At 42.3% G+C, this 24,872-nt stretch carries 17 protein-coding genes and 1 pseudogene; 12 read left to right on the top strand and 6 right to left on the bottom strand.

The genetic code is table 11. The annotated features are described in order from the left end of the window. The first annotated feature begins 14 nt into the window (after window positions 1-14). From FSB76_RS04330 to FSB76_RS04280, 11 genes are all read left to right on the top strand, one after another. Window positions 15-2,123 (top strand): glycoside hydrolase family 20 zincin-like fold domain-containing protein, encoded by a 2,109-nt coding sequence (locus FSB76_RS04330; RefSeq protein ID WP_147052358.1) that lies wholly within the window; start codon window positions 15-17, stop codon window positions 2,121-2,123. A 77-nt stretch (window positions 2,124-2,200) separates the two neighbouring features. After that, on the top strand, window positions 2,201-5,317 hold the full coding sequence (locus FSB76_RS04325; protein ID WP_147052357.1) for a SusC/RagA family TonB-linked outer membrane protein: 3,117 nt from the start codon (window positions 2,201-2,203) through the stop codon (window positions 5,315-5,317). Between the two features lie 12 nt (window positions 5,318-5,329). Continuing rightward, a complete protein-coding gene (locus tag FSB76_RS04320) occupies window positions 5,330-6,751 on the top strand; it encodes a RagB/SusD family nutrient uptake outer membrane protein (RefSeq protein WP_158642837.1) in 1,422 nt (473 codons plus the stop codon). Window positions 6,752-6,895: 144 nt separating this feature from the next. Further along, on the top strand, window positions 6,896-8,089 hold the full coding sequence (locus tag FSB76_RS04315; RefSeq protein WP_225976420.1) for a glycoside hydrolase family 88 protein: 1,194 nt from the start codon (window positions 6,896-6,898) through the stop codon (window positions 8,087-8,089). A 10-nt stretch (window positions 8,090-8,099) separates the two neighbouring features. Beyond that, window positions 8,100-9,230 (top strand): SGNH/GDSL hydrolase family protein, encoded by a 1,131-nt coding sequence (locus tag FSB76_RS04310; RefSeq protein ID WP_158642836.1) that lies wholly within the window; start codon window positions 8,100-8,102, stop codon window positions 9,228-9,230. A 3-nt stretch (window positions 9,231-9,233) separates the two neighbouring features. Then, window positions 9,234-10,319: an acyltransferase family protein gene (locus FSB76_RS04305; RefSeq protein ID WP_147052354.1), complete on the top strand. Its 1,086-nt coding sequence runs from the start codon at window positions 9,234-9,236 to the stop codon at window positions 10,317-10,319. A 30-nt stretch (window positions 10,320-10,349) separates the two neighbouring features. Beyond that, window positions 10,350-11,462 carry an acyltransferase family protein gene (locus tag FSB76_RS04300; protein WP_192910127.1) on the top strand — a complete coding sequence of 371 codons (1,113 nt, stop codon included), beginning with the start codon at window positions 10,350-10,352 and terminating at the stop codon, window positions 11,460-11,462. 38 nt (window positions 11,463-11,500) lie between these two features. Next, window positions 11,501-12,670: an amidohydrolase family protein gene (locus FSB76_RS04295; RefSeq protein WP_225976419.1), complete on the top strand. Its 1,170-nt coding sequence runs from the start codon at window positions 11,501-11,503 to the stop codon at window positions 12,668-12,670. Window positions 12,671-12,775: 105 nt separating this feature from the next. Next, window positions 12,776-14,062, top strand: coding sequence for an MFS transporter (locus FSB76_RS04290; RefSeq protein ID WP_147052353.1), 1,287 nt, complete (start codon window positions 12,776-12,778; stop codon window positions 14,060-14,062). Between the two features lie 35 nt (window positions 14,063-14,097). Further along, window positions 14,098-16,803 carry an alpha-L-rhamnosidase gene (locus tag FSB76_RS04285; protein WP_147052352.1) on the top strand — a complete coding sequence of 902 codons (2,706 nt, stop codon included), beginning with the start codon at window positions 14,098-14,100 and terminating at the stop codon, window positions 16,801-16,803. A gap of 167 nt (window positions 16,804-16,970) precedes the next feature. Continuing rightward, window positions 16,971-17,987: a LacI family DNA-binding transcriptional regulator gene (locus tag FSB76_RS04280; RefSeq protein ID WP_147052351.1), complete on the top strand. Its 1,017-nt coding sequence runs from the start codon at window positions 16,971-16,973 to the stop codon at window positions 17,985-17,987. Between the two features lie 140 nt (window positions 17,988-18,127). Here FSB76_RS04280 and FSB76_RS32930 read toward each other — a convergent pair. From FSB76_RS32930 to FSB76_RS04250, 6 genes and pseudogenes are all read right to left on the bottom strand, one after another. After that, window positions 18,128-18,355 (bottom strand): annotated as a pseudogene (locus tag FSB76_RS32930) (adenylyl-sulfate kinase); the annotation flags it as partial. A gap of 122 nt (window positions 18,356-18,477) precedes the next feature. Beyond that, window positions 18,478-18,741: an adenylyl-sulfate kinase gene (locus FSB76_RS04270; RefSeq protein WP_225976527.1), complete on the bottom strand. Its 264-nt coding sequence runs from the start codon at window positions 18,739-18,741 to the stop codon at window positions 18,478-18,480. Window positions 18,742-18,838: 97 nt separating this feature from the next. Then, window positions 18,839-19,888, bottom strand: coding sequence for a class 1 fructose-bisphosphatase (gene fbp / locus FSB76_RS04265; RefSeq protein ID WP_147052349.1), 1,050 nt, complete (start codon window positions 19,886-19,888; stop codon window positions 18,839-18,841). 157 nt (window positions 19,889-20,045) lie between these two features. Further along, window positions 20,046-21,152, bottom strand: coding sequence for an alginate lyase family protein (locus FSB76_RS04260; RefSeq protein ID WP_147052348.1), 1,107 nt, complete (start codon window positions 21,150-21,152; stop codon window positions 20,046-20,048). 46 nt (window positions 21,153-21,198) lie between these two features. Next, window positions 21,199-21,561 carry a cupin domain-containing protein gene (locus FSB76_RS04255; protein WP_147052347.1) on the bottom strand — a complete coding sequence of 121 codons (363 nt, stop codon included), beginning with the start codon at window positions 21,559-21,561 and terminating at the stop codon, window positions 21,199-21,201. Window positions 21,562-21,566: 5 nt separating this feature from the next. Then, window positions 21,567-22,793: a glycoside hydrolase family 88 protein gene (locus tag FSB76_RS04250; protein WP_147052346.1), complete on the bottom strand. Its 1,227-nt coding sequence runs from the start codon at window positions 22,791-22,793 to the stop codon at window positions 21,567-21,569. Window positions 22,794-23,411: 618 nt separating this feature from the next. On the opposite strand from FSB76_RS04250, the gene FSB76_RS04245 reads away from it, so the two are divergent. Then, on the top strand, window positions 23,412-24,839 hold the full coding sequence (locus FSB76_RS04245) for an alpha-L-fucosidase (RefSeq protein ID WP_147052345.1): 1,428 nt from the start codon (window positions 23,412-23,414) through the stop codon (window positions 24,837-24,839). Window positions 24,840-24,872 lie beyond the last annotated feature (33 nt).

The raw sequence follows: 24,872 nt of genomic DNA, 5'->3' as shown, positions 1-24,872 counted from the left end.
TAAACGTAAGTAACATGCTCAAAAAAGTAAAACATGCCCGCTACATCATGATATTGACCATGTTTGTATGGTTGTGTTCCGTATGCGTAGCGAAAGGTACCGGCACGTTCGACCGTTACTTTAAGCTTCTGCCGCGGCCTCAAAATGTTCAGGCGTTAAACGGCGAAGGGCTGTTATTTACAGATTTACATAGCATTTGTTTGAATAATGTTGATGCGAACCTGGTTATCCCGGGTTTGCTAAACACACTTCCACACTCAAGTATTAAAACAAAGGGTTCTCTTTTGCTGATACTTAAAAAAGACCTGGCGCTGCCATCAGATGAAGGCTATATTCTTTTGGTAAAAAGCAAAAAGGTTGTTATTGAAGCAACAAGCAACAGCGGGTTATTTTACGGCATGCAGACGCTGAATCAATTGTTGGAGGATGCACGCGATCAAAATGTGCCGATTCCGGCCTGCAGGATAACAGACTATCCGGCTATCCCGGTAAGGGCTGTGCATATCGACCTGAAAAATCACCTTGATGCAGGCAATTACTATTACCGAACTATCGACCGTTTAGCTGCAATCAAAGTAAACAATATCATTTTTGAATTTGAAGATAAGCTGCGGTACAAAAAGGCAAAAGATGTGGGCGCGGCTGATGCAATATCCATAGGCGAATTTGCTGCACTAAGCAAATATGCAAAAGATCGTTTTATCGAAATAAGCCCTCTTGTTCAGGGGCTGGGGCATGCATCTTTTATTTTAAAACACGATGTTTATAAAGATTTGCGCGATAACCCCGCATCGGATTGGTCATTTGATCCACTTAACCCAAAAACCTACGACCTGCAATTTTCGATGTACGAAGATGCCATAGCAGCTACACCCTATGGAAAATACCTGCACGTAGGCGGAGACGAGGTTGGATCCTTAGGCAAATCGGAGCTATCCAAGGCTTCGGGCAAAAGCCCCCTGGAGTTGCAGATGTACTGGCTCAAAAAAGTTACCGATTTTGCTGTTGAACATCACCGCATCCCAATTTTCTGGGACGATATGGTTTTTAAATTGGGCAATTTATACCAAACAACCTGGGATTCAACCTTAAGTAAAAAGGAGGTTGATGAGCTTTGGGAAAAAAACAAGAACACGCTGGACAAAAACATCCCCCTGTTCCCCCGAAACTGCATTTACATGCGCTGGAATTATGAGGCACCGGCGGCGGCCGGTAATATATTGGCGCTTGATTGGTATAAAGCGCACAACCTGGATGTAATGGCGGCCACATCGGCACAAATGTCTTATGCCATGCTGCAGCGTAATCAATCAAACTTTCAGTCAATTAAAGATTTTTGCCGGCTTACTGCCCATAAACAATTAAAAGGGATACTATGCACTGTTTGGGACGATAGTTCGCCCCACTTCGAGACCACCTGGCGCGGCCTTCATGACTTTGCATGGTTTAGCTGGAATGATAAAGATTATAGCGAAAAAGTTGTTCATGCCACGTTCAGGCACCGGTTTTATTCGCCCAAATTGGCGGGAGAACGGTACGAGTTCGAGGATATTTTAGAAAGAGCAGTAAGTGTTTGGGATACAGCCTTTATAGTTAATGGCGACAGGGAAAATTATCATCAATCGTTTAAGCTGGTAGATATGCCAAACAAATCCAAAAGCGGGCAATGGACCGCGTTGTATAAAGGCCGGTTAAAACAGGCCGAAAAAGCGGTTTCCATGTACGATACCGTAAAAAACCGGATAGCAGAAGCCATGGTACTCGCGCTAAGAAACAGGTACACCCTGGAAGTATTTGGGCAAATAAATGAGCTACAGGCCTATTCGTCAAAACTACTGATCCTGCTTAAGCAATACGACGATGCCCGTTCATTAGCTGATAAAAACCTGGTATTGCACAGGATTGATGATTATGAAAGTCAATTTCCGGTGATACGCTCTCGGCTGGAAAAAGTGTTTTCGGTAACCCGCATCATGGCCAGGCCTGCCGGCTACAAATTAGACTCAAACCTGCACGCCCATTTGGCAAGCAGCACCTATAATACCGATTGGATGTATTGGTACGAACTGGCCATGAACAGGAAGGTGTCGGAGTGGGTTAAGTCCAATCATGTTGAACAATAAATTTTGAATAAAGAAAACGGTACCCTATAACTTATACTACAAATAAACCCTTAGTATTTAACTGTAAACTTTTGACCATGCAACACTTTACTTATCCTCCATTAAAAAAAGGCATTTTGATATGGAAAGTTATAACAAGCCTACTGCTTGTCATAACCCCTATCCTGCTCTTTGCCCAAACGAAACCGATCTCGGGCATTGTAAAAGACGAAAACGGCCATAATTTGGCATACGCCACGGTAACATTGAAAGGTGGCGGCCAGGCAACCCAGACAGATTCGTCAGGCAGGTTTTCAATAGCTGTGGCGCCCGGTTCTGTGCTTATTTTTTCGGCTGTTGGCTATGAAAAAAGCCAGCTTACCATCGGTTCAAAAAACCAATACGTGATTGTGCTTAACTCGTTAACGGGCCAGCTGGGCGAAGTGATGGTAGTTGGCTATGGCACCCAGAAAAAGAGCGACCTTACCGGATCGGTAAGCCGGGTAAAAGGCGAAGACCTTAAACTGTTGCCGACACAGCGGGTTGACCAGGCTTTGCAGGGCCGCGCGCCCGGTGTATCTATACAAAATACGGATGGCTCTCCGGGCGGCAACACAGTGATCCGTATCAGGGGATCAAACTCTATAAATGGAGATAACAGTGCATTGGTTGTGATAGATGGATTACAGGGAGGAAACCTTAACTCATTAAATCCTAATGATATTGCTTCTATCGAAATCCTGAAGGATGCCTCGGCTACAGCCATATATGGGTCGCAGGGCGCCAATGGTGTTATATTGGTAACCACCAAACTGGGCAAACCCGGCAAGGCAATTATTAATTACACTTTTGACGGTAGCATTGCCAACCTTAATAACAAACCCAAGCTGTTAAACGCGGCCGATTATGCAAGGGAAATAAATAAAGTGCGTTTGGCGCAAAATGGTAATGGAGCACAACCCCAGCCAATTTTTTCGGACACAGAAATCCAGGCATTCCAAAAAAATGGCGGAACCGACTGGGTCGACCAGGTGTACAGAACAGCATATACCCAAAATCACCAGGTATCTGTTAGCGGCGCCGGCGAGAAGATCAGTTACTTATTATCGGGCGCTTATTTAAACCAGCAGGGTATCCTCATCAACTCTGGTTATGACCGCTATTCCATCCGGGCAAACTTTAAAGGCGATATTACTAAATGGGTTGGTTTCGGGGTGAATTTATCTACATCCAAAGAAAAATCAAATTCGGCCCTGTTCGGAGGCAGTATTAATTACCCGGCCAATCCTGTAATTGCAGCGCCAAGGTTTTCGCCTACCATACCTGTATATGATGCCAGCGGCAACTATAGCGCGGCTGCTTTGCGGTATGCCAATCCAACGCTTTGGAACCCCGTTGCCAGCGCCAGAGAGCCTATCATTAACAACGGCGTTATACGCAATAATATTAATGCCTACCTTGAATTTAAGCTGTTGGAAGGTTTAACGCTTAAAGTTACCGGCGGTGCCATACTAACCAATGTAAACAACTACAGCTTTTACAATAACAAAACATTCAGCGGCTTCTTGCTGAACGGAAGCGGTAATATTTTTACTGATAATAACAGCTATTTCCAAAACTCCAATATACTTACCTATGATAAAACCATACACAAAAGCCACTTTACTATTACTGCTGTAGCCGAACAAAAATATACCAAAGACCTTAACTCCACTATTAATGCCAACGACTTTGCCGTACAGCAAACCGGTATTTTTGATGTGGGCGGTGCAAAAACGTTAACTACTGCCTCAAATACTTATGAAAGGGTTATTAACTCATACCTTGGCAGGGTAAATTATATTTTTGATAATAAGTATCTCTTAACCGCCAGTGTAAGGGCCGATGGTTCATCTGTTTTTGGAAACGATAATAAATGGGGATACTTCCCCTCGGGGTCAATCGCCTGGAAAGCATCCGAAGAGCAGTTTATCAAAAAACTCAATATTTTTTCTGACCTCAAATTCAGGGTTAGTTATGGCGTAACAGGTAACCAGGCCATAAACCCTTATCAAACGTTGGCACACATTACATCGGGCTATAATTACCCTTACTTTGGTACCGATGTAAACAACCTGGGGTATTCCATTACTTCAACCGCTAACCCGAAACTTAAATGGGAAAAAACAGCCCAAACCGATGCCGGTGTGGATGTGGCCATATTAAACCGGAGGCTGGAGCTTACTTTTGATTACTATAACAAGCTCACAACAGACCTGTTGCTGCCAAGAGTCCTGCCAACTTATTCAGGACTATCTACCATCCTGGATAACGTGGGCTCTATCCGCAACCGCGGTATTGAATTTGGAATTTCGGGCGACCCATTTGTAGGAAAGTTCTCCTGGAATACAGGCGTTACATTCTCGGCCAACCGGGCTACCGTAGTAGATCTTGGAGGTATTGACCGCATTGCCTTTGCGTCGGGCGGCACAGGGGGGCAGGGAGTTGGCAGCTCATTTATGTACCTGGTAAAGGGACAGCCATACGGCCAAATGATTGGCTACGGATATAAAGGCGTATGGAAAACAAGTGAAGCGGCAGCGGCAGCCAAATATGGCCAATTGCCCGGCGATCCGCACTACGACGATGTAAACAACGATGGTGTTATCAATGCCAACGACGAAAAAGTAATAGGCAACTCGATGCCGAAATTTATTTTTGGGTGGACTAACAAGTTCAGCTATGCCCATTTCGATTTGAATTTCCTGGTACAGGGAGCGCATGGCAACAGTATTTTTGACATATCAAGAATCGCGCTCGAATCGCCCGGCGGCACCAGTGCCGATTTGTTAAACAGGTGGTCGCCAGGCAACGAGAATTCGTCTATCCCCGCCATTATTGATCAGGCAACAAGGGCCAGCGCAGGTTTGGTAAACAAGGTAAAAATACCGGGAGCATCGGCCAACAGAAACTCACGTTGGGTTGAGGATGGCTCATATGTGCGCTTAAAAAACATCACGCTGGGTTATAATTTGCCCGCAGGCATAGCACAACGCATTCATGTAAGCAACCTGCGGATATATGTAAGTGGTACCAACTTAATAACCATTACAAAATATAAAGGCAGCGATCCGGAAGTGAGTTCATACACAGGAAACGATGCCCAGTTTGGGTCGGACTTTGGCACCTACCCACAATCTAAAATATACAACATTGGATTAAATGTTTCATTATAAACAACCATGGCAATGAAAAATTTTAAATTATTTACCAGCAACACACGCTACCGGTTAGTAGCTGCCCTCATACTTTTATCATCGTGTAAAAAATTAGTAGAAAAGCCTTCAAGCGTTATCGTTCCTGATAATTTTTACACTACAGTAACCCAGGTACAGTCGGCCTATACCGCATCGTTAAACGCTTTATGGGGACATAATGTGGGCTACCAGGCCTATATGGATGATTTTAACCAGGACGATCAGATAGTAAGGGGGGATTTGAATATCCCCGAGAATTATGGAGCCGAATTATGGGCCGCCCACTATAATGCGCTGTTAAATATTAATACAGCAATTAAAGCATTAAAAAAAGGATTGCCGGGTGTAGACAAATCGCAGACGGATGTTTTAATGGGTGAGGGCAAATTTTTAAGGGCCTATAATTACTTTATGCTTGTCAGGATATTTGGCGGTGTACCGCTGATTGTTGAAACTACGCCCGACCCGGTTACTACTAAATTGGCACGCGCATCGGTTCAGCAGGTATATGACCAGATTGTGAGCGATTTTACCGATGCCATTGCCAAACTGCCGGTAACCCGTTCGGCCGATATGCGCGGGTTGCCAACCAGGGATGCCGCTAAAGGTTTATTGGCCAAAGCTTACCTTACAATGGCCACTTACCCGTTGAATGTGCCGGCTAACTATGCGAAAGCTGCAGAAATGGCCAAAGAGGTAATTGACAGCGCCCGTTATTCGCTGGTGCCTGATATTAAGGATTTGTTTAGTGTGGCAACCCAATATGGGCCCGAGATGATGTGGAGCCTGAATTCAAATTACCAAAACCTGGGCCCTGATCCACGTATATGGTCTGACATGAGGGGCTTTGGCGATATTTGCGCCGAGCCAACCTGGGAGCAAGCCTATCCAAAACAACCAAGGAAGGATGCCTTTATCGAGACAACATTAAATGGGGTGCTGTACTACGATCTGGGGGATTACTGGCCAGGAGTTAAAAAGTTTCAATATGACTCACCTGCCGATTTTGCCGCCGGCCGCTCTGTTATAAATATGCCCGTTATCCGTTTTGCCGATGTACTGCTGATTTTTGCTGAGGCCGAGAACATGTCAAAAGGTGGCCCCACACAAAACGCCGTTGATGCTATTAACAAGGTTATAAACCGTGCAAATGGTTACGTGGTGAATAACCAGGACCCTTTGGCCACAACCAGCCTAACGAAGGAAGCATTTGATACCAAGGTGATACAGGAAAGGAATTACGAACTATGTTTTGAAATAGACAGGTGGTTTGATTTGATAAGAAAGCATATACTTAAACGGGAAAGCCTGCCTGATGTACAAATTAATTTTAGCAACGACGATTACCTTTGGCCTATCCCCACAAATGATATCCAGGTAGATCCGTTGCTTACACAAAACCCTGGCTATTAATTTATCAGGCTGAATTGTTTACGCATCAACAGTAAATTTTCATAAATTAATTCAAAATTAATAAGGCGGGTGCAAGTAACGCCGGCATAGTAACAAGCCAATACTGCTATTTTATTTATTCCTAATTGTTTGGCAAAAGCTCAAATGAAAAAAATTATACTATCCGGGATATTAATATCTTTTTGCGCTGTGCTGTTTGCACAAAAAAGAACACCCGTGGAATCGATGCGAAAGTTAGTGACCGGTGATTTGGTGTTTTCGGTAAAGCAATACAAATCGCTGATGAACATTTTACCAACGGGTAAAATGCCTAAAACTTATGATGCAGCAACAAACAAACTGGTTACCAGCGATGCAGATTGGTGGTGCAGCGGATTTTACCCGGGTACACTATGGTATTTATATGAATACTCGGCTGATACCGTGTTAAAAAGAGAAGCAGAGCAGCGGATGGCAATTATAAAACAGGAGGCTTTTAATTCGGGCAATCATGATCTTGGATTTAAAATATTTTGCAGTTTTGGTAATGCATACCGCTTAACAGGGCAGGAGGAGTATAAGCAGCTTGTACAAACGGCTGCAAAATCGTTAGCAACGCGGTACCGTCCTTCTATTAAGTCAATTCAATCCTGGGACTCTTCTGCAATGTACAAATGCCCGGTAATTATTGATAATTTAATGAACCTTGAATTGCTGGAGTGGAGTAGTAAAAACGGGGGTGACAAGCAATTTGACGATATTGCCGTAAACCATGCCAACACAACGTTAAAAAATCACTTTCGCCCCGATTATAGTTCCTATCATTTAATTGATTATGATTTATCAACAGGTAAGGCAATGCGTAAAATAACCAGGCAAGGCGCTGCCGACTCATCTGCATGGAGTAGGGGGCAGGCATGGGGTTTATATGGTTATACCATGATGTACCGGTTTACTAACGACAGCCGGTACCTGGTACAGGCAAAATATATTGCACGGTTTATATTAACCCATCCGCGCCTCCCGGCCGATATGATACCCTACTGGGATTTTGATGCACCTGGTATCCCTAACACCTATCGTGATGCTTCGGCGGCGGCAGTAATGGCATCAGCCTTTCTTGAATTAAGCAGGTATACCGGGGGCCAAAGCAAAACATTGTATATCGTTGCGGCAGAAAAGATAATTAGAACACTTTCCTCGCCCCTATACCGGGCTAAGCCTGGCACAAACGGCGGTTTTTTGCTTAAGCATAGTGTTGGGGCTATACCTTTTAATGCCGAAGTTGATGTACCGTTAACCTATGCCGATTACTATTTTGTTGAGGCTTTAATAAGATATAAAAAATGGTACTTGTAATATGCGGCAGATGATGAAAAAAATACAACTTGTTTATTTAAAATTTGTATTGCCAATTTTAGCAACAGCCGTTTTTGCATTTGATGCAAGGTGTTTGCCCGGAAATCATAAAACCGCAGATTCGCTGGCTTTTTATGATGCCCGCCAGTTCACGGTGATAGGCCGGTTTCATAATGAAGAAAACTACAGGCGCTTTCCCGCCCGGTATCAACATGTTTTGAGGGCCGCGGTATGGGAAGAGAGTTTGAGTTCGGCCGGCATTGCTATCCGGTTTCGGACCAATGCAACACGTATAGTTGTAAGGTGGTCTTTGCGGGAAATTGAGCCGCTATCAAAAACGGCAGGATCTATCGGATCCGATGGTGTTGATTTGTATTGCAACACCGGCGTCGGCTGGCAATATGTAAATACCGGAAAGCCCAAACAAAAGGTAAATGAGTTTATACTGCTGCGCAGTGGCGATGGTGCATACAAAGAGTATTTGCTAAACCTCCCTTTGTATAACGGGGTGGATTCACTTGCCATCGGGGTAAATGTGGGCGCAGAGATTTCAAAGCCGGTTGAAAAATACCTGGTTGAAAAAAAGCCGGTTATATACTATGGTAGTAGTATTGCCCAGGGTGCGGCAGCCTCCCGGCCGGGGATGGCTTTTACTAATATTCTGTCAAGAAAATTAGATGTACCATTTATCAATTTTGGGTTTAGTGGCGAGGGGAAATACGACCTGTCAGTGGCCCGGGCAATGAGCGAGGTTGATGCTGCTTTATATATTATTGATTGCAACCCAAATTCAAAAAAGGAGATTATTTGCGACAGTGCAATTAAGGTAGTGAAACTTTTGAAAGCGAAAAGACCATTGATCCCGGTTTTATTGGTAGAAGGGTTTTATTATGAAGATAGTTATTTTAATAAGGATGGCCTGGCTAACATCGACGCTAAAAGAAGCGAGTTGAGGCGGGCCTTTAGTTTGCTTAAACAATCGGGCGTTACGGGATTGTATTATAAAACCGGAGATGGCTTAATTGGATATGACCATGAGGGGACCGCAGATGGAGTGCACCCAAACGATGTTGGCATGGTAAGGTTTTCTGAGCAAATGTTACCTGTTATTAAGTCTGTTTTAAAAAAGAAAATCAAGTAAAAAATGATAAAGCCGGATAAACTGAATCCTGAACAGGAGCGCATTCTTTCTGTTGATTTTTTTCGTGGCTTTACCATGTTTATGCTGGTATCGGGTTACGGGCAGTTGTTTAGTACGGCCAGCAGCAACCCGGTTGTTTCGCTCCTGGGCCGGCAAATGGACCACGCCAACTGGCAGGGACTTACCGCCTGGGACCTTATTCAGCCTTTTTTTATGTTTATTGTTGGCGTTGCAATGCCATTTTCTTTTTCAAGAAAATGGGCCAAAGGCGAAAGCTGGAATAAATCGTTACGGGGCGTTTTACAACGGTCGCTTTTATTGCTCTTCCTTGGCTGGCTTGTATCTTCCGAAACAAAATCTTCTTTTACCAATGTCCTCGCTCAGTTATCAGTTACCTACCTTATTGCCTTTTTGGTAATGCGTAAGGCCATCAAATGGCAGGTGCTGGTTTCGGTTATATTAATTGTTTTAACCGACGTCATCTACCGGGCCTGGCCTGTTCATGGCTTCAATCAGCCTTTTACTGCCGATCATAATTTTGGCTCATGGTTCGATGTTTTCCTAACCGGGGGGCTAAGCGAAGACAGATGGGTTGCATTTAACGCTATTCCTACAACGGCCCACACCATTTGGGGGGTAATTGCCGGGATGATACTAATGAAAGATTATGCGCCTCAAAAAAAAGTGGGGATACTGCTTACCATAGGTATTGCTGGTATTATAGCCGGGTATGCCCTTGGTATGTATATTCCTGTTATTAAGCGTATTTGCACAAGCTCATTTATCATATTAAGCGGAGGATATGCATTTGTTGGCCTAGCCGTTTGCTACTTGCTGATTGATGTGCTTCATTTAAAAAAGGGTGTTGTTTTTTTTGCAATTGTTGGCATGAACCCTCTATTTATTTACCTATTCTGGCACTCAGGAGGCAGGCTTGTGCTGATGAACCTTGCTAAACCGGTTACCAACAGGCTTTTTGGCTGGATAAGTCCTGACGCCATTACTACCGCCACAATACTTGTTGTATCTGGTATGATGTGGTATATCTGTTACTTTTTGTACAAGCGAAAAATATTCATCAGGATTTAAAAGTATTAAAGCTTCAAATAAAAAACGCTCATGGTTAATCCAACTCATTCTTTTGAGCCCCGGCAACGGTTGATATCCCTTGATTTTATGCGTGGGTTTATCATGATTTTGCTGATATTGGAGGGTACCGGCTTATTTGAAAAATTAGATGCCGCAACAGCCGGCACTGGTTTTACTGTTATTGTGCAGCAATTTTTCCATCATCCCTGGAACGGACTCCGGTTTTGGGATCTTATTCAGCCCGGCTTTATGTTTATTGCCGGTGCCGCAATGTCCTATTCATTGCACCGGCAACAGGAGCACGGTTCGCCCTGGCGGCAATCGTTTATAAAAACATTAAAACGGTCGGCCCTTTTGTTGTTCTGGGGTGTATGGACAAGGATTGTAAAACCCGAAGGCCTTAATTTTGAGCTGTGGAATGTTTTGGCTCAGCTTGCATTTACCACGTTGATAGCCTTCCTTATTTTTAGCTGGTCAGTTAAAAACCAAATCCTTTTTAGTTTTTTTTTGCTGCTTTTTACCGAAATTGTATATCGCTTTACCAATGTAAGCGGCTTTAATCAGCCCTTTACCAATCAGCATAACTTCGGGAACTATGTCGACCTTTTATTGGTGCACAAGATCAGTAAAGGTGGCTGGGTTACCATCAATTTTATTCCAACAGCATGCCATACCATCTGGGGAATGATGGCCGGGTCGCTGTTGTTGTCAAATAAACCAGCCGGTTTAAAATTAAAGTGGTTAATGATGGCCGGAATTATTTTGCTTGCTATGGGATACGTGGAAGGAGTTGCTCTTACCCCAATTATTAAAAGGATTGCTACAAGTTCATTTGTACTGGTTTCGGGTGGATGGTGCCTGCTTGCTTTGGCCGTTTTATACTGGTGGAATGATATTAAAGGGCATACCCGATACGCCTGGATCGTTACGGTAGTGGGCATGAATTCGCTGTTTATTTACCTTTTTATAGAAACCATTTCCAGCGGAATTAACGAGTACGTTAATAGTATAACGGCGGCTTTCCTCAGCCCAACTCATCTGCCGGTATTGTTCATCGGGATAATTGCGTCTGCACTAACCTTTTTACTTGAGTGGTTTTTGTGCTGGTACATGTTCAGGAAAAAGGTATTTATCAAAATTTAGGTTTAACGGCTTAGTATTTAACAAAACAAGTTTAATATATGATTAAAGGTACATCAATGCTTAAAATGATCACAAGGCTTACCTGCCTGGGTTTGCCGGTAATTTTACTGTCGTCTCAAGATTATCCGCAGAAAAAAACGAACAAACTACCAAATGATGTTTTGGGAGGACAATACTATACTTTTGATGATTTTAAGAAGGTTAAAAAGATTGACTCACATGTACATTTAACCGAGGATATAGATACGGCATTTATTAACCAGGCAAAGGCAGACAATTTTAGGATGCTGACGATTAACGTATACAGCTCATCTGGTACACCCATTGAAGAACAGCAGGATTATGCCATCAAGTTGGTAAAGGCCTATCCGGGGCTTGTTGCCTATGCAACTACCTTCTCTTTAAAAAACTATAATGAACCTGGCTGGCAAAGTGAGGTTATCGCCTATTTGAGGAATTCATTTGCCAAAGGTGCAGTTGCAGTTAAAGTGTGGAAAAACGTGGGCATGCAGCTGAGGGATAAAAATAACAAATTGGTTTTTGTTGATAATGCAAGGTTCGATACCATATTTAACTACCTTGCTATTAATCATATTCCACTTATAGGCCATTTAGGCGAACATAAAAATTCATGGCTTCCGCTGGATAAAATGACGGTAAAAGGCAACCGCGATTATGCTGCAGCACATAGTGAGGAGTATATGTACTTACATCCCGACCGCCCATCGTACGAGTATTACCTGAAGGTAAGAGATCATATGCTGGATAAAAACCCCAAGCTGCAATTTATCGGGGCGCATTTAGGGGCTTTGGAATGGAGCGTGGCCGAATTGGGCAAAACACTGGATAAATATCCCAATATGGCAGTGGATATGGCCGAGCGGGTATCGCATTTGCAATACCAGGCAAAAACAAATTGGCAGGGCGTGCACGACTTTTTTATAAAATACCAGGACAGAATACTATACGGAACAGATATGCGGCATGATGCAATGGATATTGTAAATGAACATATAACAACACCCGAAGGGCTACGAAAACATGCGCATGAAGTTTGGCTAAGGCATTGGCGATTTTTTACAACCAACCAAAAAATGCGGGTTCCTAAAGTTGAAGGAGAATTTTATGGTTTAAAACTACCGCGCACGGTGGTTGATAAAATATATTATAAAAATGCTCAAAAATGGATCCCCGGGGTCCCAAAGTAATAGGGAATTAAGCCAGGGTGGAGAATATGTATTGGAGATTAGATAACAAACGATCTTGAATTAAGGATAGCGTAAAAAAATACAAATAAATATAAATCAATAATAATGTCAGGATCAAAGATCAAAAATTACCGGTGGATTGTCTGTGTCTTTCTTTTTGCGGCTACCACAATAAACTATATCGACAGGCAAATATTCGGATTGTTAAAACCGGAACTGGAGAAAGTATTCAGTTGGACTGAAATGGACTACAGCCGGATTGTGATGGCATTTACCGCTTGTTATGCCTTGGGCCAGTTGGTTTACGGAAGGATAATTGATAAAATTGGTACAAAAATGGGTTACACCATATCTATAACGCTATGGAGTATTGCCGCAATGCTGCATACCGTTGTTAAAAGTACCCTTGGCTTTGGACTGGTGAGAGGCTTTCTTGGTTTAGGTGAATCCGGAAATTACCCGGCGGGCGTTAAAACTACTGCAGAGTGGTTTCCTAAAAAAGAAAGAGCGCTGGCTATTGGTATACTTGATTCAGGTTCTAATATCGGGGCATGTGTTGGTCCTATATTGGTGCCATGGTTATTGGCGGTTTACGGCTGGCAGGCGGCGTTTCTGATAACCGGATCATTGGGTTTCATCTGGCTTGCATTATGGCTCATTTTTTACGAAATACCCGCAAAACAAAAGCGCCTTACAAAGTCCGAATTTGACTATATCCATAGCGACGATGAATATAATGCAGAGGTTACTACCGGCAATGTAACCTGGGGCAGGCTGCTTAAATTGAAGCAAACATGGGCGTTTATAGCGGGCAAGTTTTTTACCGATCCTATTTGGTTTTTTTTTCTGTTCTGGCTTCCATCTTACTTTAGTTCCTATTTTCATCTCGACCTTAAAAAGCCCAGTTTACCGTTGGCCATCATTTATTCAGGGGCTATGTTGGGCAGCCTCGGCGGGGGCTATCTTTCATCCTGGCTGATAAAAAAAGGTTATCCTGTTTATAAAGCCCGGAAAATTGCGCTGTTTATATCAGCAATCTGTGTTATTCTCATCATTCTTTCCAGGTATACTACCAATATGTGGGTTGTGGTTACATTAATAAGTATTTCAGTTGCAGCAAACCAGTCATGGAGCGCAAATATTTTTGCCATAGTTCCGGATATGTTTCCCAAAAAAGCCATCAGTTCGGTTGTTGGTTTAGGCGGCATGGCAGGGGCCATAGGCAGCGTACTTTTTCCAGTCTTTATTGGTTATATTCTTGATTTTTATAAAAATGCAGGCAACATTGTGGCCGGATACAATATTATCTTTATCGTATGTGGAAGCTCGTTTATGCTGGCCTGGGTAATTATTCATTTTATAATACCCAAAATGCAAAAAGCTGTCCTTTAGCCCCCTAAAATTCTTTTTATTGAATGATGCCCGCCATGAAAAAGATCATTTGCCTGCTTATCAATATGCTGCTTATTGTTACCAGTTCGGTTGCACAGCTTTCCGTTTATAAGCTATTGACAGAAAATCGAACTAATCCAATAGGGTTAGATGAGACGATGCCCCGTTTCAGCTGGCAACTGTCAAGCAGCAAAAGGAACGTTTTCCAGGCAGCTTATCAGATACAGGTATTCACTTCGGCAAAAGGCAAAGTTTTTTGGGATTCGGGTAAAGTGCTGACTTCCGAATCTGTATTTGTACCGTACGCCGGCAGCCCGCTTCAAAGTGGTAAGCCGTATTTTTGGGTAGTAAAAGTTTGGGATAACTATAATAAAAAGCCTGCGGTTAGCGACACGGCATCCTTCCGGATGGCATTCTTGAACGTAAGTGACTGGAAAGCTAAATGGATAGAACCGGGCTATACAGAAGATAGCGTAATGCGCCCAAGCCCGCTATTCCGGAAAGTGTTTTTGGCCAATAAAAAAATTTTATCTGCCATAGCGTATATAACGGCCCACGGGTTATATGAAGCACAAATAAACGGGGTTAAGATTGGTGATGCTTATTTTACACCGGGATGGACATCATATAATAAACGGTTACAGTACCAGGTGTATGATGTAACCAATATGGTAGCAAAAGGCAATAATGCTATAACAGCCACCCTTGGCAATGGCTGGTACCGTGGTATTATCGGTTTTAAGAATAAAGAGAACATGTATGGAAACGATATAGCCCTGCTTTTTCAACTCGAAATTACATACGCCGACGGAACTACCTCTACCATTACCTCCGATGATAGCTGGAAATCATCCACCGGCTCAATTCTTTACTCGCAGATTTACAACGGCGAAACAATTGACGCGGGGTGCGAGAAAAAAGGGTGGATGTTGCCTGGATATGATGATACCCGCTGGGCCAGTGTAAAGGTTACCAATCATCCTATGAATATATTGGTAGCCACCGTTAATGAACCTATCAGAGAGAAAGAATGCTTTAAGCCCGCAAAGATATTCACAACCCCTGCCGGTGAGCACGTAGTTGACTTTGGCCAGAATCTGGCGGGTTGGGTGACGCTTAAAGTAAACGGCAAAAAAGGAGATAAGATCATCGTATCGCATGCCGAAGTTTTGGACAAGGACGGAAATTTTTACACTGCCAACCTGCGCGCGGCAAAAGCGCAGGATACATATATTTTAAAGGGGGGTGGAGAGGAATCGTTTAAACCGCATTTCACATGGCACGGTTTCCGTTATATAAAGGTTGAAGGATATCCAGGAGAGTTGAAGCCGGAAAACTTTACGGCGACTGCCTTATATTCAGATATACCACCTGCAGGCACCTTCAGTTCGTCAAACGCTTTGATTAACCAGTTGCAGCATAATATTCAGTGGGGGCAAAAAAGTAACTTTATCGATGTTCCTACCGATTGTCCGCAACGCGACGAGCGTTTGGGTTGGACCGGCGACGCCCAGGTTTTTTTCAGGACCGCCGCATTTAACATGAATGTCGATAATTTCTTTACCAAGTGGTTAAAAGATGTTAGCGCAGATCAGCTGCCCAATGGCAGCGTTCCTTTTGTTATACCGGATGTATTGGGCCAGCGCAGGTCCGGATCGGCCGGTTGGGACGATGCCGCCTGTATTGTGCCCTGGAATTTATATGTTGCTTACGGTAACAAACGAGTTCTTGAACAGCAATACCCGGGTATGAAAAAGTGGGTTGAATTTATCCGGAATAGCAGCCACAATAATTTGTGGAATACAGGCATACATTACGGCGACTGGTTATTTTACAGCCCGGATGATGATAGGGACGGCAAAGCGGCTGTAACAGATAAATTTCTGATAGCACAATGCTTTTACGCCAATTCTATCCAATTACTGATAAACGCCGCCAGGGTTTTAGGAAACAAAGAAGATATACCTGTTTATGAGGCTTTGCTGGCAAATGTAAAACAGGCATTCGTAAAGGAATATGTAACCGCCACCGGGCGGTTGGTATCCGGCACACAAACAGCCTACGTACTTGCCTTGAATTTTGATATGCTTCCCGACGAGCTTAGGCAGCAAGCCGCCGTGCGCCTGGTAGAAAATATTATAAGTTACGGTAATCACCTCACTACCGGTTTTTTAGGCACGCCTTATCTGTGTCATGTTTTAAGTCGGTTCGGGTATGCAGATATAGCTTATAAGCTTTTATTGCAGCAAGATTACCCGTCGTGGTTGTATCCAGTAAAAATGGGGGCAACAACAGTTTGGGAAAGATGGGATGGGATAAAACCCGATAGTACTTTTGAGTCGCCTGCTATGAATTCATTTAACCATTACTCCTATGGCGCCATAGGCGACTGGATGTACCGGGTTATGGCCGGGCTGGATAGTTATGATGACGGGCCGGGATATAAGCATATTAAAATTCAGCCTCATATTGGCGGAGGATTTACAAACGCTTCCGCTGCTTTACAAACCTATTATGGCAAACTGAGCAGCAGCTGGGTGCTTGAGAAAGGCAAGGTTTTGATGGATGTTGAAATTCCTGCAAATACCACTGCAACAGTTTTTGTTCCTGCAAACAGTGCCGATGAAGTAACAGAAAGTGGCGCAGCGTTAACATCATCTACCAAAATTGAACCTGAAAGCGGTTACGTGGTGCTTACATTGGGGTCGGGGATTTATCATTTTGTTGTATCAGAAAAGTAGCTGCCGATGGTAATTCCTGTTGATTTATTATAAAACATCAAGAGGCTTTAATTCAATGGAAGGGTGAAGTTCAGTACGTTTAATAATATATTTCAAATCATTTTCTACTTAAATTGAATATTAGTGTTTTAAAAGATTAAATTGTATCTCTTTAATCACTTTTAAAAATGAAGCCCCATGCTGTTACTATAAAAGATATCGCAAAAGAATTAAATATATCGGTTGCCACTGTTTCAAGGGCGTTAAGAGACACTTATGACGTCAATCAGGAAACAAGGCAACTGGTGCTGAATAAAGCCCTCGAAATGAATTATAAGCCTAATTATAATGCGATTGGCCTGGTAACAAATAGCTCTCATAACATTGGTATTGTTTTGCCGGCAGTTGTGAATTATTATTTCTCTACTGTTATTTCCGGCATCCAGGAAGTGGCCTATAAAAACGGATATAATATCGTGCTTTATGTAACTAATGATTCCGCCGAACGCGAAAGGGATATTCTACATGATATTTCGCCAGGGAATATTGACGGACTTTTACTTTGTGTATCATCCGAATCGGACCAGGACGAGCACTTTACCAAGATTATAAATATGGGAATACCCATCGTTTTTTTTGACAGGGTAGCATCCAATATAGATACATCAAAAGTAATGCAGGATGATTTTAACGGCGCATATGCAGCAGTAGATCATCTAATAAAAAATGGCTATAAAAAAATTGCACACATTACAGGCCCGCCAGGATTGTTGTTTACAGAAAGACGGATGGAAGGGTACCTTTTGGCATTAAAAGAACATAACTTTCCTGTTAAAAAAGAATGGATCATTCATTCTGGCTTCACCCAAAATTGCGGCACGGCAGATATGATGCAATTACTAAAGTGCAAAGAAAAACCAGATGCCGTTTTCGCCGTTAACGACAGAAAAGCGATTGGAGCAATGCTCACCCTTAAAAAAAAGAACATAAAAATAGGGAAGCAAATAGGTATTGTAGGGTTCACAAATGATCCGATGTCTGAAATTATTTCTCCTACCTTAACCACCGTAGAAGAACCCGCGAAGGAGATTGGCAGAAGGAGTTGTGAACTACTGATGAAGCATATTTTTAAAAAATATTTTATTGCCGAAGAAGTGATTCTGCCAACAAAACTCATCGTCAGAGAATCCACTCAACGATTGTGATCAGCTTATGGCCCCTGCTTTCAACTCTGGCACGAATGGTTATTTACGCACAAAACATGAGGGTTAAAAAAGGCCAAATATAGTAGGCAGATAGCGGTCCGTCAGATTAAAAAAGATCATTCCCGGAGGTAAAATAGTTTTTAAAATTCATCTGCCTTTATTAATGATATTACCCTGTTGTAAAGCCTGGTTATGCTTTGATATGGATATTCCGGCGATGAGTCTAACACCAAATTGGCATGAAGCGGCGAAACGAACGGTGCCGAGATGCCGGTGAAGGCTTTTATTTTATTTTGGCGGGCCAGCTGGTATAATCCCTTTACATCCCTTTCCTCGCAAATAGCTATCGGGCAATCAACAAAAACATCAAAGTAGTTAGTTTTAACGGGGCTGTATCATAAATCATGATAAGCTTCTTTTTTTTGTGATTTATTCGGGTACCTGATGGAGTCTATTTTCGTACAGGCGATTCTCAGAGGGGTATTTTGATTTATGATGCGGCCTCGTTTGTTGGTGAATGGGTAATGGAGTAATGAGCGGGCAAATGGCTACTATATTGTTTTATGCCAGCATCTGGGCTATTAAGGTCACTCGGCACATTTTCCAGTCTGTCTTCCGTGCTAAACCCCAGGTACTTATTGATGGTCTCCCGCATCGTATCGCCGTCAAGAACAATGGCGAAGAAGTCTTCATCCGTCAGTTTCTCCTTCAATAGCCCGGCAATGGTTGTTTTGCCGGCACCAGACAGGGGTATCAGCCATAATGAAAATAGATTAAAAGCCTTGAATCATATGATTTTCAGGCTTTTTTATTCCCATGGGGTAATCTGACGTTACGTTGCCTGCAAAAAATCATTGAATAGAAATTTTTCCTTCGAAAGACTTTTTGAAGGTTTGAGGCGAAAAGGAAAGCATAAATTCTTCTGCTTTCTTAACCATATCGGTAGAGCCAATAAAAATAGCTGATCGCTGGTGAAGTTCTTCTACTTCAATATCAAGTATTCTGTTGTAACCGTTAGAGGCGCGTCCACCAGCCTGTTCAACAATAAATGCCATCGGATTACATTCGTATACTAATCGTAGTTTACCTTTGTTAGCGCCCGAAGTAGGAGGATAAATAAAAACACCGCCTTTTATTAAGGTCCGGTGCAAATCGGCTACCATTGATCCTGTATATCTTGAAGTGTAGGGCCTGTTGGTTAGCTTATCTTCTACCTGGCAATATTTTATATACTTTTTTACTCCATCAGGGAAGTAATTATAATTCCCTTCATTTATAGAATAAATATTTCCGGAATTTGGTATTTTCAAATCTGGGTGAGATAAACAAAACTCGCCAATCGACGGATCAAGTGTAAAACCATTTACCCCTTTTCCGGTGGTATAAACAAGCATTGTGGATGACCCATAAATAATATAGCCAGAAGCAACCTGTTCTGTTCCTTTTTGAAGTGCATCGTTGAGTGTAGCATGTCCGGTTAGCGATTTTCGTCGATATATAGAAAAAATTGTTCCAACTCCTACATTGACATCAATATTAGATGAGCCATCCAATGGGTCAAGCGCCACAATATATTTTGCATCCTTTGATACTTCAGAATCAATGTAAATGTATTCATCGTTTTCTTCTGAAATAACTATGCAGCACTCACCTCCGCATTGCAGGGCCGCGATAAATTGCTCATTGGCGTAAAGGTCTAATTTCTTTTGATGTTCACCCTGTACATTGGTGGAGCCGGCTTCGCCCAAAATATCAATAAGCCCTGCCTTATTAATAGCCCTGTTAACAATTTTTGCGGCGATACCTAAATCCCGGAGTAGCCTTGACAACTCCCCTTTGGCAAATGGAAAGTCTTTTTGCCTTTCAATTATAAACTGACCTAATGTTTTAACAATGCTCATATTGTTTTTATATAAATTTGCTATACCGATACATTATAAATATGCTCCAAATAATACCGATAGAAAATTATTGAGATTATTCACCATAACGATGTTGTTCTGCCGGTACTGGCTTATTACGCTTATAAAATTTGGTGTTTAGATAAATCAAGTTCAATTATTTACTATTCCCTGTGAAATCATTAATGGCCATGCGCCAGTTGAAAAATTTACTCCCATCGCTGGCGACCCTGGCGATAACGGACAGGTAACTTTCATCAAAAAATGAAGCTAATGCAAATACCTGTAAACCGTTTTGAGGGTTAAACAACGTGCCGGGAATATAGCCTTTCTCATTATTTTTAGCGCGTTTCTGATCAAATGACACTTTACTATTCGCAAATTCGGGATGTGTTTTTTCACCTGTCATATATGGTATCATGTAATCGACCGATTTTTTGATAGAGGCTCCATTGGCAGTTTTAAAGGTAAAATAGTTTTTGCCAGTAGCTCTGTAAATGGCAATACAGGTAGTTAGCAGCGGTTCAAGGTCATAAATGTGGTAATGAAAAGCATCTCTTTCCAGGAGGTCATGAGTAGTTCCGTCGGGATTTAAATTAACGGCCAGTTGTTTTTCCAGTTCATTGGTGATGAGGCTATCGTACTGATGATTGTGCAAAGTATAGGTAATAAGTGTGATCATTTTGATACGGTGCGAATTCCAGTTGTTTATCGCGGTGCCTTTACCGGGCTTTGCCGAATCACTGTTTACCTCGGCATCGGCAATACTTTGCATCCATTTATCAATTATTACCCTATTGGTCAATTGTATATTATTCCTAACCAGGTCATAAGCTGTAACCATATCCTCCAACTTTGTTTCATTAATTGGATCGCCCGTGGCCATGTTGGTTTTTGCCCAGGCAAGCAGGTATTCGGTAGCTTTATTCAAATAGTTATTGTTACTATTATATTTATAGACAATTGCCAATGCATATGCTTTATAGGCATCCTCAACGGCCTTTAGGCTTGCTGTTTTTTTGGGGTCGCCTTCCAATAATCCCTGCGATAATATTTCCTTTATAGGATTTGGCGATTGGCTAAGTGCCTGTTTTGCGGCCGTCAGGTACGGTTCAAAAACCTTGTTATAACATGATGAGTCGTTTGCATCAATATGTATAGTTTTACGCATTACAATCAACTCTTTATCATTTAAGCTTATCAATTGTGCTTTTGCCGGCAACATCATTGCTATCCAACCTAAACCACATAATATTTTCTTCATCAATTTTAAAAGTTCTAATTTTTAGCTATTCAACAATATGTGCAGCTTATAAAACGTAATTTTTGCCATCGAGCGTAATAAAGTCCCATCGCGCGGGGCTAAAAGCATCAACCAGCATACCTTCTTCTAAACAAACGCAGCCGTGAACGGTAAACGGAGGAACATAGTAACCATCACCTTTGCTAATAATTTTGATGGTATCGCCCATGGTCATTTCAAAAACACCACTTTCTACATAGCTCACCTGCGAATGTGCGTGGCTGTGCAAAGTACCCCGGCTGCCTTTGCTGAATTTTACCTTTACAAGCATAAGTTTATCATCAAATCCTAAAACCTGGCGTAAAACTCCTGCTCCGGCCTGTTGCCATTCAACCTCATCGCCGTACTGAAATAAATTACTTTGTATCATAGTGCTTAGTTCTTTAAAAGCCCCTCCACGTTAATAACAGGCTTTTTGTCGGTTAGTCGTTTTTGGCGTAACAATGCTTCCATGTAATAATAATCAGCGTAAATAATTGGTACATCTATCTCGCTTTTGGCCGGTTTATGACCGGTGCTGTGAAGTAGTAAAAAACCTTTAGCGCTATCGGGCTCCGCCTGGTAAAATTTGCTCAGGCTATTCATTATTTTATCTGCTGTATTTTTATATGACCGAGCATTTTTGCTATAGGTGCTTAACTCATATAAGGCAGACGCCGCAATTGCTGCGGCCGATGCATCACGGGGCTGGCCGGGTAATTTTGCAGCGTCATAATCCCAGTAAGGAACAAGGTCGGCAGGCATTGTTGGGTTGGTGAAAATAAACCTGGCAATTTTTTCTGCATGTTGAAGGTATATTTTATTTCCTGTTTCCCGGTAGCACATGGTATAGCCATATAATCCCCAAGCTTGTCCCCTGGCCCAGGATGAGCTATCGGCAAAACCCTGGTGAGTTTGTTTATGGAGTACCTGCCCGGTCTGCGGGTCATAGTCAATCACATGGAACGAACTGTAATTGGGCCTAAAATGATTTTTCATGGTAGTATTGGCGTGCGCTACAGCTACTTTGTAAAAACTGGAATCGCCACTTAATTTGGTTGCTTCAAACAGCAGTTCGAGGTTCATCATATTATCTATGATGACAGGAAACTTCCAGTCTTTACGGTTATCCCATGATTTAAGACAGCCGACCACCGGATTAAAACGGGTTATTAACGTTTTGGCCGATTGAATGATAACCTCCTTATACTCCGCATTGTGCGTAAGGCGATAGGCATTACCCACACTATTGTAAACTTTAAAGCCCATATCATGTGTCCCTCCATCGTTTTTTTCAGTTTCCATAGTAGCTGTATAAGGAGTGGCCTGTTCTTTCCAGAATTTATCACCGGTGTGCTCAAATAGGAACCAAAGGTTGCCCGCAAAGAAACCGCTACACCAATCTTTAGGAGCTACAATTACCACATCGCCCGCGGGGTTTAATGTGCGCGGTGATAAAAGGCCTGGGTTAGCAGCTGTTTTTTTTGCTTTTTCTGTTTCATTAAGCAATAACCTGGTTTGATGTTGCGCGAAAATAAAGCCTTTAGCAGTGCTATTTTGCGCAAAAAGAGGGAACACTGTTCCGTTTAACAAAGCCAGCAGAAATAGATGTTTAACTTTCATAGCGTACTTTAATTAAAAAATACCGGCATTAATTGGCCGCTTTTATTTTGATTTTGGGTTTATGTTGTCGTCCTTAACTTGAGCGGTAAATTAGGCGTTTGCCATAGCTATAAAAAATATCATGGCTAACAGCAACCGGAGAAAAGGATAAATTTTTATTGTTTTCACTGGTTTAGTTAGTAAACTAACCCATACAGCTATTGGCAAAACAATACCGCAATAGCCAATATTACTATGTATTCTCTTTACTTGCATTGCAAATGGGTATTAATTCTACGCAAACGTTGTCGTAATACCCGATGGAGTTTAAAGCTCATTACAACAACATGTTTGTATCCTGAATTCAAAGGCTTTTAGGTATTAAAGTATTGATTATTAATAAAATAACAAGAAGAAAACGATTGCAGATGTTTCTTCATGTAAACAATTGAAGGCTTAAACGTTGCAGTAAAGTTTGACGCTTACTACAACGTTTGCGTAGATTGTTATAAACCAATATAGTACCAAACATCATTGCTGTTGTATTGATAAGCATGAGCAGTATAACACCTGCTCATTAACCAATCAGCATAATCACAGTCATTATAAACCAAGGCGGTGACGCCCTAAATAACCAATATGAAAAAACCTTTTATAGCCTGTTTGCTATTGCTATTTTTTACGCACGCTGTTTTTGCTCAGAAAGAACTTAGCCGCGACGAACGGATGAAATGGTGGCGCGAAGCCCGTTTCGGGATGTTTATTCATTGGGGCGATTATGCCGGATTGGCGGGTATGTATAAGGGATATGAAGTGGGGCATGGCGGAGAGTGGATCATGAACAGGGCTAAAATTCCGGTGGCCGAATATCAGCAGTTTGCTCAAAAGTTTAATCCTGTAAAATATGACCCCGATGCCTGGGTGAAGCTGGCCAAAGAAGCAGGCATGAAATATATTGTTATAACTGCAAAACATCACGATGGCTTTGCCATGTTTAAATCAAAAGCCAGCAAATGGAATATCGCCGATGCTACTCCTTACGGCAAAGATGTTTTAAAGCCTCTGGCTGCAGCGTGCCGTAAGTATGGTATAAAACTGGGTTTTTATTATTCGCAGGCCCAGGACTGGAATAATCCCGGTGGGGCAGCGGCACGTAAAGTGAGCAGCGAAGGCTGGCCAAACCCCGATTCGGCCAGGATTGATGCCTATACTAAAGAAAACAGCGGTCATTGGGACCCCATACAAACTTCAGGCACCATGGCTCAGTATATTGATAAGGTAGCTGTACCACAGGTAAAAGAACTGCTTACCAACTATGGCGATGTTGCGGTAATTTGGTGGGACACACCTACCGCCATGACGGATGAGTTTGCGCAGAAGCTGCAGGACTTGTTAAAATTACAGCCCAATATAATAACCAACGACCGCCTGAAACGGCCAAATTTTGCAGGTGATTATAAAACCCCGGAACAAAAAATTCCAAACCTTAGCGAGCTTGATGGAAAGGATTGGGAAACCTGCATGACCATGAATGGTACCTGGGGTTATAAAAGTTATGACCATAAATGGAAAACCCCCGAAACATTGATCCATAACCTGATTGATATAGCTTCAAAAGGAGGAAATTACCTGTTAAATGTTGGCCCTACTGCCGAAGGCGAGCTTCCGCAGGAAAGTATAACCACTTTAAAAAAGATGGGCGAATGGATGAAAGTAAACAGCGAAGCTATTTACGCTACCAAGGCAAGCCCGTTGCAGCCGCTAAACTGGGGGCGTTGTACAATGAAGCCTGATGGTAAAAATACTATCCTGTATTTTTCTGTATTTAACTGGCCTATAGATGGGAAACTGACCATTCCCGGATTGAAAAATGAAGTTATTAGCGCCATAATGCTTAACGGTGGCAGCAATTTAAAAACAGGTTTAAGTAATGACGGCATCACTATAAATGTAGCCGATAAAGCCACAGATAGCATTGCCTCAGTAATTAAGGTGGAAGTAAAAGGGCTTATAGATACCCAGGCAGCAAAGCCTGCTGAAAAAATGAAAACAGGTGCGCTGGATTAATAAACTGAACTATTGTTAACAGTAAATCAACTT

This window comes from Mucilaginibacter ginsenosidivorax (genome assembly GCF_007971525.1).
Lineage (GTDB): Bacteria > Bacteroidota > Bacteroidia > Sphingobacteriales > Sphingobacteriaceae > Mucilaginibacter > Mucilaginibacter ginsenosidivorax.
The sequence above is the reverse complement of the archived record's forward strand: the minus strand, read 5'-3'. Positions and strand labels throughout refer to the sequence as shown.

What these genes read in the sequence shown, in the direction of transcription:
- FSB76_RS04330 (WP_147052358.1), top strand. Translation starts at nt 15, where the DNA reads ATGCTCAAAAAAGTAAAACATGCCCGCTACATCATGATATTGACCATG.
- FSB76_RS04325 (WP_147052357.1), top strand. Translation starts at nt 2,201, where the DNA reads ATGCAACACTTTACTTATCCTCCATTAAAAAAAGGCATTTTGATATGG.
- FSB76_RS04320 (WP_158642837.1), top strand. Translation starts at nt 5,330, where the DNA reads ATGAAAAATTTTAAATTATTTACCAGCAACACACGCTACCGGTTAGTA.
- FSB76_RS04315 (WP_225976420.1), top strand. Translation starts at nt 6,896, where the DNA reads ATGAAAAAAATTATACTATCCGGGATATTAATATCTTTTTGCGCTGTG.
- FSB76_RS04310 (WP_158642836.1), top strand. Translation starts at nt 8,100, where the DNA reads ATGATGAAAAAAATACAACTTGTTTATTTAAAATTTGTATTGCCAATT.
- FSB76_RS04305 (WP_147052354.1), top strand. Translation starts at nt 9,234, where the DNA reads ATGATAAAGCCGGATAAACTGAATCCTGAACAGGAGCGCATTCTTTCT.
- FSB76_RS04300 (WP_192910127.1), top strand. Translation starts at nt 10,350, where the DNA reads ATGGTTAATCCAACTCATTCTTTTGAGCCCCGGCAACGGTTGATATCC.
- FSB76_RS04295 (WP_225976419.1), top strand. Translation starts at nt 11,501, where the DNA reads ATGATTAAAGGTACATCAATGCTTAAAATGATCACAAGGCTTACCTGC.
- FSB76_RS04290 (WP_147052353.1), top strand. Translation starts at nt 12,776, where the DNA reads ATGTCAGGATCAAAGATCAAAAATTACCGGTGGATTGTCTGTGTCTTT.
- FSB76_RS04285 (WP_147052352.1), top strand. Translation starts at nt 14,098, where the DNA reads ATGAAAAAGATCATTTGCCTGCTTATCAATATGCTGCTTATTGTTACC.
- FSB76_RS04280 (WP_147052351.1), top strand. Translation starts at nt 16,971, where the DNA reads ATGAAGCCCCATGCTGTTACTATAAAAGATATCGCAAAAGAATTAAAT.
- fbp (WP_147052349.1), bottom strand. Translation starts at nt 19,888, where the DNA reads ATGAGCATTGTTAAAACATTAGGTCAGTTTATAATTGAAAGGCAAAAA.
- FSB76_RS04260 (WP_147052348.1), bottom strand. Translation starts at nt 21,152, where the DNA reads ATGAAGAAAATATTATGTGGTTTAGGTTGGATAGCAATGATGTTGCCG.
- FSB76_RS04255 (WP_147052347.1), bottom strand. Translation starts at nt 21,561, where the DNA reads ATGATACAAAGTAATTTATTTCAGTACGGCGATGAGGTTGAATGGCAA.
- FSB76_RS04250 (WP_147052346.1), bottom strand. Translation starts at nt 22,793, where the DNA reads ATGAAAGTTAAACATCTATTTCTGCTGGCTTTGTTAAACGGAACAGTG.
- FSB76_RS04245 (WP_147052345.1), top strand. Translation starts at nt 23,412, where the DNA reads ATGAAAAAACCTTTTATAGCCTGTTTGCTATTGCTATTTTTTACGCAC.